Annotated in this window: 8 protein-coding genes; 3 read left to right on the top strand and 5 right to left on the bottom strand. The window is 68.4% G+C overall.

The annotated features are described in order from the left end of the window. The first annotated feature begins 138 nt into the window (after positions 1-138). Complete coding sequence (locus NTX40_01855) at positions 139-723, top strand: DUF5698 domain-containing protein (protein MCX5647829.1); 585 nt, start codon at positions 139-141, stop codon at positions 721-723. A 36-nt stretch (positions 724-759) separates the two neighbouring features. Here the strand turns inward: NTX40_01855 and NTX40_01850 are convergent, their stop codons facing one another. The 5 genes from NTX40_01850 to NTX40_01830 all read right to left on the bottom strand — a co-directional run bounded on the left by NTX40_01850 (position 760) and on the right by NTX40_01830 (position 6,748). Next, positions 760-1,896, bottom strand: coding sequence for a hypothetical protein (locus NTX40_01850; GenBank protein MCX5647828.1), 1,137 nt, complete (start codon positions 1,894-1,896; stop codon positions 760-762). Positions 1,897-2,046: 150 nt separating this feature from the next. Then, positions 2,047-2,481, bottom strand: coding sequence for a DUF4190 domain-containing protein (locus tag NTX40_01845; protein MCX5647827.1), 435 nt, complete (start codon positions 2,479-2,481; stop codon positions 2,047-2,049). Between the two features lie 147 nt (positions 2,482-2,628). Continuing rightward, entirely contained in the window at positions 2,629-4,230 is a 1,602-nt protein-coding gene (locus tag NTX40_01840; protein ID MCX5647826.1) for an arylsulfatase, read from the bottom strand. A gap of 132 nt (positions 4,231-4,362) precedes the next feature. Continuing rightward, positions 4,363-5,886: a sulfatase gene (locus tag NTX40_01835; protein ID MCX5647825.1), complete on the bottom strand. Its 1,524-nt coding sequence runs from the start codon at positions 5,884-5,886 to the stop codon at positions 4,363-4,365. Positions 5,887-6,025: 139 nt separating this feature from the next. Continuing rightward, entirely contained in the window at positions 6,026-6,748 is a 723-nt protein-coding gene (locus NTX40_01830; protein MCX5647824.1) for a DUF4190 domain-containing protein, read from the bottom strand. A gap of 232 nt (positions 6,749-6,980) precedes the next feature. Between NTX40_01830 and NTX40_01825 the strand changes: the two genes are divergently transcribed. Together NTX40_01825 and NTX40_01820 are read left to right on the top strand one after the other, a co-directional pair. Beyond that, positions 6,981-8,258 (top strand): PQQ-binding-like beta-propeller repeat protein, encoded by a 1,278-nt coding sequence (locus tag NTX40_01825; GenBank protein MCX5647823.1) that lies wholly within the window; start codon positions 6,981-6,983, stop codon positions 8,256-8,258. A gap of 83 nt (positions 8,259-8,341) precedes the next feature. Continuing rightward, on the top strand, positions 8,342-9,382 hold a 1,041-nt coding region (locus tag NTX40_01820; GenBank protein ID MCX5647822.1), incomplete at its 3' end, for a thymidylate synthase.

The raw sequence follows: 9,382 nt of genomic DNA, 5'->3' as shown, positions 1-9,382 counted from the left end.
CGGTCAAGGCCAATCAAGTAGGATGTTGGAACCGCCCCAGGCATCATGCCCCCCCCGCTTTGCTTTGACCGGGGCTTGCCGGCAGCGTATGGTGGAGGGGAGGGGGTGTTCGCGAACACATGAGAGGGAGGACGGAGCATGGATGTCGGACAACTGGCGGAAGCCATCGGCGGGGCGGAGTGGCAACGGGTGGTGCTCGGCGCGGTCTTCATCTTCCTTTGCCGCGTCTCCGACGTGAGCATCGACACGTTGCGCGTCATCTCGATCGTCAAGGGCCAACGCGGGCTCGCGGCGGTGTTCGGCATGCTGGCTTCGGGGATCTTCATCGTCGCGCTGGCGACGATGTTTCGCCCGCCGATCCACTGGCTTCAGATGGTGGGCTACGCGGCGGGTTTCGGCGTCGGGACGCTGGTGGGGATGACGCTGGCGACGCGGTTCTCGTCGGAGTTTGTGCTCTTTCGTGTTCTCAGCCGCCCGCCGGGCGGTCCGATCGGCGACCGCCTGCGGTCCGGCGGATTCGCCGTCACCGCCGTCGCCGGCGAGGGACGCGACGGGCCGGTCGAGATTCTTTTCAGCGTTGTCCGGCGTTCGCAGGCGCAGAAAGCGTTGGACCTGGTGCGCGCGGTGGATGAGAAGGCGTTCGTCGTACTGGAGCCGGTGCAGCACGGGGCGGGCGGCTATGTGCCGCGATTCATCGGCCCCGGCGTGGCGGTCCGGCGCTAGCGGAAGCGGCAATGCCGGTTTCGGGTCACCGCCCGATTACGGCCACTGGACGACGGTGGCGGCGGGTTGGCCGACGGCGGCCTCGACACGCAGACGCGTGAGTTCTTCTTCCGTCTCGCCGAGGCGGGCACGGAGATCGGCCAACTCTTTCTCGTGCCGGCGGAAGGTCTCGACGGCCGGAGCGATTCTTTCGGCGGCCGCCCGGGCCTCTCCCGTCTCGCGCGCCAGTTCCACTTCATCCCGTACGGCCCGGTCCCGGTCGCGCCGGAGGATGGCGGCCTTCTCCTCGAGGAGCGCCTGGGCGAGGGGGGCGCGGCAAATCCGGAGTTCGGCGCGGGCTTCCTCGAGTTTGGCCAGCATCTGGCGGACGGCCGCGGCGTCGTCGCCGTACTTCGCACGCAGGGACGCGAGGTTCTTTTCCAGCCGTTCGACTTCCGCGCGGGCGCCGGCGACGCCCGGGTCGGATTCGATCGCCTCGGCGATCGGGGGATACGCCTTCAGGAAGACGGCCGCGTTCTTCGCATCGGCGGCCTGGGCCTGGAGGGCCTGGAACTCGTTCCACGCGGCCTTGGCGCGGTCGAACGCGGGCCGGCGGCGGTCGGCGAGCGCGCCCAGGGCGTCGAGGCGGACCCGGCGTTCGTCGGCCGCGGGGTCGGTCGTCACCAGGCCGAGGCGGGTGCGGAGTTCTCCGAGGTTGCGTTCGGCGTCGGCGGCGCGCCGGCGGAGGGAGTCGCGCTCGGTTTCGAGTTTTTTTCGGCGTTCGCCGCGGCCGCTTTCGCGTTCGCTCTTGGACTGGACGAACGCTTCGAGGACGGCGCGGATGACGGAGGCGCGGCGGTCCTCGGGACCGCCTTCGAGGCGGACGCCGAGGCAGTCGGCGCCCGGAACGCGTTCGACGCGCAGGTCGGCGCGAAGGCGGGCGACGGCGTCGGGCCCGCCGTAAGGTTCAGGAGCGCCGCCGGCCTTCGCCAGACGCGCCAGGGCGCCGGCGAGGACCGCGTCGGACTCGAGTTCCGTCCGCTGATCCTCGAGCATGGCGGGCGTCGCGGGGGCGCCGTCGGGCCATTCGATGCGCACCACGCCGGCGCCGGGCGCAGCAGACTCGGACTTGCAGCCGCCGGCGAGGGCCGCGACCGCGCCAAGCGCCAGGATGCCCCACGAAGCGCCTCTCACGAGAGTTCCTCCGGTCCGCCGGCCGGCAGATTCGTCATGGTCTCAAACTCGTTGCGGGGCCGGCAACTAAGCGTTCCGACGTAAGTTTTGCAAAGTGTGTGCGCGGCGTCCCGCCGGGACGCCGCGGTCTATTGCTTTCTTGCGCGGTGGTTACGGAGAACCACCGCGCAAAATATATGTCGGACCGCTTAGCGGGACGCAGGGTCGCAGGTACGCGCCGGGCGAAGGCGCCGGGGTGGACCAACTTGGGTTGGCGTCCTGAGCACTTTCCAACTCCGAGTTATAGGCTTCTGTGATGAAGGCGACCAAAACGCCCAACCCGAAGACGAGGCCGACCAGGATGCAGACGGCGGAGGCGATGATGCCGGCGATGGCGAGTCCCCGGCCGCCGAGCGTGCCGCGGCTCGCGCCGATTTTCTTGAGGGCGACGATGCTGAGGACGAGGCCCGCGATGCCGCCGACGCCGCACGTGCACAGGCCGGCGAGGCCGACGATGAGGCCGGCAATCGCGTGGCCGCTCGTCTTCGGTGCGGGGGCCGGGGCCGTCGGCCGCGAGGGTTCAACTCCTGGCGGTGTGTAGGTCATCGCAAGGTTCTCCTTTCGGGTGCGTGTCGTCTCCAGCCGGCGCCGGTCGCGCCGGAGCGAATATCATAGCGCGGGACCGCACCCGGGGCAAGGGAGAGATTAGACGAAGGCGATTCGACTTGCCCTTGCGCCGAGGCAGCCGGCGCCCTACTTCGGGAACTCGCCCGGCATGACCACGCCGCAGCGCTTGGCCCAGGCGTCCCAGAGGGCGGTCATCTCGCGGACGCGTTCGGGTTCCTGCGCCGCGAGGTTGTTCAACTCCGTGCGGTCGGCGTCCAGGTCGTAGAGTTCCCACTCGGCCTTGGAGCCCTTGGCCACGAGTTTCCACTTGCCGACGCGGACGGCCCGGTTGCCCTCGTGCTCCCAGTACAGGGCGTCGCGCTGGATGGGCTTGCCCTCGAACGCGGGCACGAGGCTGCGACCTTCCAGGGGGGTGATGGGTCGGCCCTCGACCTCGGTCGGGTACGTGGCGCCGGCCACGTCGCAGCAGGTGGCCATGATGTCGATGAGGTGGCCGGGCTGCCGCTCGAGTTCGCCCTGCCGCTTCAGGCCCGCGGGCCAGTGCGCGATGAGCGGCGTGGCGATGCCGCCCTCGTGCACCCAATGCTTGTACAGGCGGAAAGGCGTGTTCGAGACGTTGGCCCACTCCATGCCGTAGGCGATGTATGTGTCGGCCGGACCGGGCATGACCCCGTGACCGGTGCGGACGGGCCGACCGTCGCGCGTGTGCGTCGGCTGCATCCGGGTCTGCAACTCGTCAGGGGCCATGGGCTTGAGTTTGACCGGCTTCGACGGGTCGGGCCGGACGGGGCCGCGGCTGCCGTGCTCCTCGGCGCAGCCGCCGTTATCCTCGAGGAAGAAAATGAGCGTATTCTCGAGGGCGCCGGTCTGCTTGAGGGCGTCGAGGATGCGGCCGATCCCGGCGTCCATGTTATCGACCATGGCGGCGTACACTTCCATTCGCCGCAGGTGCCAGGCCTTGTCCGCCTCGGAGACGGACTCCCAGGGGGCACTATCGGGCGGCGACATAGTCCACCGCTTGTCGATGAGGCCCAAGTCGAGCGCCCGCCGGTACCGCTCCTGGCGCATGGCCTGCCAGCCTTGGTCGTACCGGCCCTTGTACTTGGCTATGTCCTCGGGCTTGGCATGCATGGGCCAGTGAGCGGCTGTGTAGGCGACGTACAGGAAGAACGGGTTGGCGCCCTTGTGGTCGCGGATGAACTTGGCGGCGTTGTCGCTGAGGGCGTCGGTATAGTAGTATTCCTTGGTATCCGGCACGATCTGAGTGTTGTCGCGCGTCAGGCTGTTCGGGTCAAAGAAGGAACCCGCGCCGTGGATGGTGCCGTAGAAGCGATCGAAGCCGCGCTGGAGCGGCCAGTTGTGCTTTGGCCCCTCGGGTTTGATGTGCGGCGTGACGTGCCACTTGCCGACCATGTAGGTGGAGTATCCGGCCGGTTTGAGCGTTTCGGCGATGGTGCGGCAATTGGTGTTGAGGTCGCCGCGATAGCCGTCCAGGCCCTTGTCTTCCGTCATGTGCCCGACGCCGGCCTGGTGGGGATACAGGCCTGTCAGGAGCGACGCCCGCGTGGGGCAGCACCGGGCCGTGTTGTAGAACTGGGTGAACCGCAGGCCGCGCTTCGCCAGGCCGTCAAGGTTCGGCGTCCGGATCTCGCCGCCGTAGCAGCCCAGGTCCGAGAACCCCATGTCGTCGGACATGATGAGAACGATGTTGGGCCGCTTGCCCGACATGTACGGCGTTGCGGCCGCCCCGGCGGCGGCGAACAGGCGGCCGGGCAGGAGCAGCGAGCCCGCCCCCGCGCCCAGGGTCCTCAGAAAATCGCGCCTCGTGGTGCCAACCGTTTTCATGGCGTCATTCTCCTGTTACGTGCCCCCGGCGCTGTCCGGCGCATTGACCTTCGGCAACCAGGCGGCCAGTTCTTTCTTGACGGCGTTGTGTTTCGAGTCGCCCGCCAGATTGTCCCATTCGCCGGGGTCATGCTGGTGGTCGTAGAGTTCCTCGTCCCCGTTGTCGTAGCGGATATAGCGGTAGCGCTCGGACCGGACCGCATGGTTGTTGCGGCCTTGCGTGGTGACGGCCGGCTCCTGGCGCGGCGCGTCGGGGTCGCGCAGTTGCGCGACCAGGCTGACCCCCTCCAACCTGGGATTGGGCGCCAGACCCGCCACCTCCACGAGCGTGGGATAGACGTCCAGCAGGCTGGCGGGGCGCGAACAGCGGGTGTCCGGCCGGGTCAGGCCCGGCACGACGAAGATCAGCGGCACGCGGGTCGATTCTTCCCAGAGGGTGAACTTTTCCCACGTCTCCTTGTCGCCCAGGTGGAACCCGTTGTCGGTCCACAGGACGGCGACCGTGTTTTCGGCGTAGGCGCTGGCGTCGAGGGCCTCCAGGAGCCGGCCAAGTTGCCAATCCGTGAAGGAAATCGACGCCAGGTACCCCTGGACCGCCTTCTGCCACTCTCCGCTCTTGACGACCCACTGGTGCCACCTGCGGCGGACGGCGCCGCTGTTCTGTGAGGCGGGCGGCAGTTTCTCGAGCCAGCCCTCTTTGACGTACGGCACCTGGATGGCGTCCAGCGGATACAGGTCGAAGAACTGTTTCGGCACGTACCAGGGGATGTGCGGGCGGAAGATCCCCACCGCCTGGAAGAAGGGCTTCTCGTGCGTCTTCTTCAACTCGCCGATGGCCCAGTCCACGACTTTGTGGTCGGGCATCGTTTCGATGGGCTGGCCGATGGGTCCCCAATCGAAGAAATCGGGGGCGCCTCGCTTCTCGGACGTGCCTTGGGCGAGCGGCAGTTTCCCCGGCGGAAGGACGCGATGCGGCATCTGCCGTTTCATCGAGGGAAAGTACGCGTCCCAGCACTTCGCATCGTTGTACCCGTCGGTCTCGCCGTCATCCCATTCCAGGGCGTGGAAAATCTTGCCGCCGCCCACGGCCGTGTAACCGTGGGCCCGGAAATGCTCCGGAAGCGTCGGGACCGAGCGCAGGACAGGGTTCACGCGCCAGTCATGGTTGTTGTGGTACACGCCGGAGGTGGACGGACGGATGCCCGTCATCAGGCTCGCCCGCGACGGGTTGCAGGCAGGGGCGGAACAGTGCGCGTTGGTGAACAGGATGCCGCGCGCTGACAGGCGGTCGAGGTTGGGCGTGTGGACGCCCTGGCGGCCGGCCAGGTAACTGACCCCCCAGTCGTTCATGTCGTCCACGGCGATGAACAGAATGTTCGGCCTTGCCCGTTCCGTCGTCGCCCCGGCGGCGAGCAGTGTGCGCGGCAGCGCCAACCGCGCGGCGCCCGGCGCATAGCGGGCCATCGCGGCAGCCGCGGCCCCGCCGGCCAGCATCCCCAGAAACTCTCGCCGCCGCAGGCTAACCCCGCGCTGTTCCATCCGTTGTCTCCTTCTGAAGGCGCGTCCTGGGACCCCATGTGTCTGGGACATCGTCATCAACATGGGCGCCGGTCGCGCCGGAGCGAATATCATAGCGCGGAACCGCGGTCGCCGCAGCGACCACCCTGCCACCGGCTCCTTAGAAGCCGGGTTCGCGTTTCGGCTGCCAGATGAGTTGCCTGACCTCCTCGGGCGCCACGCTCTCCGTGTGACCGTCGAGGAACCCGATGACGTAGCGGCCGGCGTGGCGCGGCTTGTCGGGCAGCAGTTCCGGCCCGCCCGCGGGCGGGGCGCCGGGCCGGCACTCAAAGAAGAGGACCGTGCGCCCCATGTCCGGGGCAACGGCTTTGCCGTCCAGGGCCGCGTTCATGGCGTACGCGCGGCCGCCTTGCTGGTCGGCGGGGTCGGCCATGACGGCGGCCGGGAATTCCATCTGCTCTTGGAAGACCTGCGGCCAGGAGTCGGCGGGGGGCAGTTGCTGGCGATGCGAGGTGGCGTACACTTGGGCCGCCGTGCACAACTGACCGACGTTGTTCGTGGAACTGACCGCGTTGGCCTGGTCGAGCGCGCTGAAAACGGCTGGCAGCAGAATGGCCGCAAGCAGAGGCAGGACCAAGAGGCCCGCGGCCGACACTACGATGCCCGCAATGGCCAGGCCGCGGCCGCCCTTCGCCCCGGCGCTCTTGCCGATCTTCACCAGGCCGACGATGCCGAGGATGATGCCCATGATCGAGCCCAGGCCCACCGTGCAGGGCCCTACGATGCCCAGGACGAGGCTCGCGATGGCCAGACCGCTCGTCTTCGGTGCGGGGGCCGGGGCCGTCGGCCGCGAGGGTTTGACTCCTGGCGGTGTGTAGGTCATTGCAAGGTTCTCCTTTCGGGTGCGTGTCGTCTCCAGCCGACGCCGGTCGCGCCGGAGCGAGTGTCGAGTATATTAAAGCGGTGCGACAGGCGAGGCAAGGGAAAGATCTGCCGGTGTCGGCGCAGCGATTCGACTTGCCCTTCGGCGCCGGGTCGGCCTACAATCGTCGCCGAGCGTTGGCTTTCGAACGGACGCCCGGGTGCGGAACGGCGGCGGTCACGGAGGGCGAAGGATGCGCATCCACCTGCTTGCCGTCGTGGTCATGGGCCTCCTGCTGACGCCGGCGTCGGCGGCCGGCGAGGCCGCCGACGGCCCCATCCCCTCGCCCGAGCAGGGCTGGCCGCAGTGGCACGGACGCTGGCGCGACGGCATCTCGCGCGAGACCGGGCTCCTCCAGCAATGGCCGGAAGGAGGCCCGAAGGCCCTCTGGACGGCCGAGGGCCTCGGCCGCGGCTGGTCCGGGCCTATCATCACGGGTGGAAATATCTACATTGCCGGGGACTTCGACCAGGAATGTTACGTCCTATGCCTCGACAGCCGGGGCAACGAGCGCTGGCGGACACCCAACGGCAAGGCGTGGACCCGCAATCACCCGGGGTCCCGGGCCTCGTGCTGCTACGCCGACGGGCGCGTGTACCACATGAACGGGCATGGGCGGCTGGCGTGCCTGGACGCCGAGACCGGCAAGGAACTGTGGGCTGAGAACGTCCTGGAGCAGTTCGGCGGCCGGCCGATCACCTGGGGCCTTGCCGAGGGCGTCCTGGTGCACGAGGGAAAGGTGTTCGCAACGCCGGGCGGCCAGCAGGCGTTCATGGTGGCCCTGGACGCCAAGACCGGCCGGACCGCCTGGACCAGCCCGCCTCTCGACGACCCGGCCGTGCAGCGCACCGGCTACGCCTCGCCCATCCTCGTCGGGTTCGGCGGGCGGAAACTTCTCGTGAACCTGGCGCTTCGGGCCATCGTGTGCATCGACGCCGACACCGGTAAACGGTACGACACGTTTCCCAAGCGGACCGAGTTCGACGCCTCGTGCGCCACGCCTGTTTTCCACCGCGGCGGCATCTTCTACACGCTGCCCACCAAGAGCGGGGCCGTGTTCCTGGACCTGGTGGCCGGCGACGACGGCGTCCGCTTCCGCAAAAAGTGGGAGGGCCGCATGGACAACTGCAACGGCGGGGCCGTTGCGGTGGATGGTTATATCTACGGAAGCGGATGGGAAGAGGCCGGCTGGGTCTGCTACGACGTCGCCACCGGCGCCCAGACGTACCAAAGCCGCGACCTCGCGCGCGGGGCGCCCACCTATGCCGACGGCCGCCTGTATTGCCTGGGCGAGGACGGTACGATGGCGCTCGTCCGGTCCGGCCCGCAGGCGTTCGAAGTCGTCAGCCGCTTCCAACTGGTCGAGGAGAAGTGCAACGACGCCTGGGCCCACCCGGTCATCCTGGACGGCCGGCTGTACCTGCGGTACCACGACCGGCTGACGTGCTACGACATCCTCCAGCCGAAGTGAGGCGGCAGCGCAGGCGGCGGTTCAGGCAGGCGCGCCGGCGCGGATATCATGGCGCGGAACCGCGGTCGGGGCAAGCGAGAGATTTGAAGAAGACGATTCGGCTTGCCCTTCGGCGCGGGTCGGCCTACAATCGCCGGCGAATCGACGACCTGCATGAGGGCCGCATGGAATCCATCTACGTCAAAGCGCGCACGCTGCCGGAGGCCTGGGAGCAGGCCGTCCGTGCGTGTTGGGAGAAAGGCGCGCGGTTCCGCACCCAGTATGACAAACCCGACGACCCCGAAAGCCGGGATGTCGCGTGCCTCATTCACGTCGCCGAACCGTTCGCCGAGCCGCGGATCCACAAGGCCTTCCCCGGTGGCCTCGAGGACCTGGAGGTTTATCGGGCCGAGGTGCTGTACGGCGTGCACGACCACTGGATCGCGCCCGAGGAAGGGAAGTGGGAGTACACGTACCACGAGCGTCTGCGGGCGTACAAGGTCCCCGGCCGCGCGGAGCCGATCGACCAGATTGCCGAGGTCGTGCGGATGCTCAAGGAGACGCCGTACACGCGGCGGGCGCAGGCGGTGACGTGGCAGGCGTGGAACGATCTTGGCATCCGCGACCCGGCGTGCCTTCAGCGGATGTGGTTCCGGGTGGAGGAGGCCCCCAACCCCAACGGGGCAGGCCCGGCGGGGCAGGGCCGCGAGGGCAGGGCGGATGCTACTCTGCGACCCTGCTCTGCGAAGCCCGCTACGCAGGGCGAAGCAGAGAGCAGTGCTTCGCTGCGAAGCACGAGCCGCCTGAACCTGGCGATTCACATCCGCTCCAACGACGCATTCAAGGCCGCATTTATGAATATGTACGCATTCACGGAACTCCAGCGCGAAGTGGCGCGCGAACTCGGCGTCGAGCCGGGCGAGTACGTGCACGTGGCCGACTCGTTCCACATCTACGGCTCGTACTTCGCGGAGTTCGAGGGGTTCCTTAGGCTCCTCCAGATGCGGCCGGACCGGTACTGGACGACGGCGTTTGCGCGGCCGGTGTTCGAGGACGGGGCGCGGCGGGTGCTGGCGGAAGCGGACCTGCCGGCCGAGGCGCGGGCGGCCATCCAGAAGCGCCTGGCGGAACTGGGATCGGCGGAG

The sequence above is a fragment of the Planctomycetota bacterium genome (assembly GCA_026387035.1).
GTDB lineage: Bacteria > Planctomycetota > Phycisphaerae > FEN-1346 > FEN-1346 > JAPLMM01.
The sequence above is the reverse complement of the archived record's forward strand: the minus strand, read 5'-3'. Positions and strand labels throughout refer to the sequence as shown.

Bases quoted from the DNA above. Each gene is read 5' to 3' on its own strand.
- NTX40_01855 (MCX5647829.1), top strand. From the start codon at position 139: ATGGATGTCGGACAACTGGCGGAAGCCATCGGCGGGGCGGAGTGGCAA.
- NTX40_01845 (MCX5647827.1), bottom strand. From the start codon at position 2,481: ATGACCTACACACCGCCAGGAGTTGAACCCTCGCGGCCGACGGCCCCG.
- NTX40_01840 (MCX5647826.1), bottom strand. From the start codon at position 4,230: ATGTCGGGCAAGCGGCCCAACATCGTTCTCATCATGTCCGACGACATG.
- NTX40_01835 (MCX5647825.1), bottom strand. From the start codon at position 5,886: ATGGAACAGCGCGGGGTTAGCCTGCGGCGGCGAGAGTTTCTGGGGATG.
- NTX40_01830 (MCX5647824.1), bottom strand. From the start codon at position 6,748: ATGACCTACACACCGCCAGGAGTCAAACCCTCGCGGCCGACGGCCCCG.
- NTX40_01825 (MCX5647823.1), top strand. From the start codon at position 6,981: ATGCGCATCCACCTGCTTGCCGTCGTGGTCATGGGCCTCCTGCTGACG.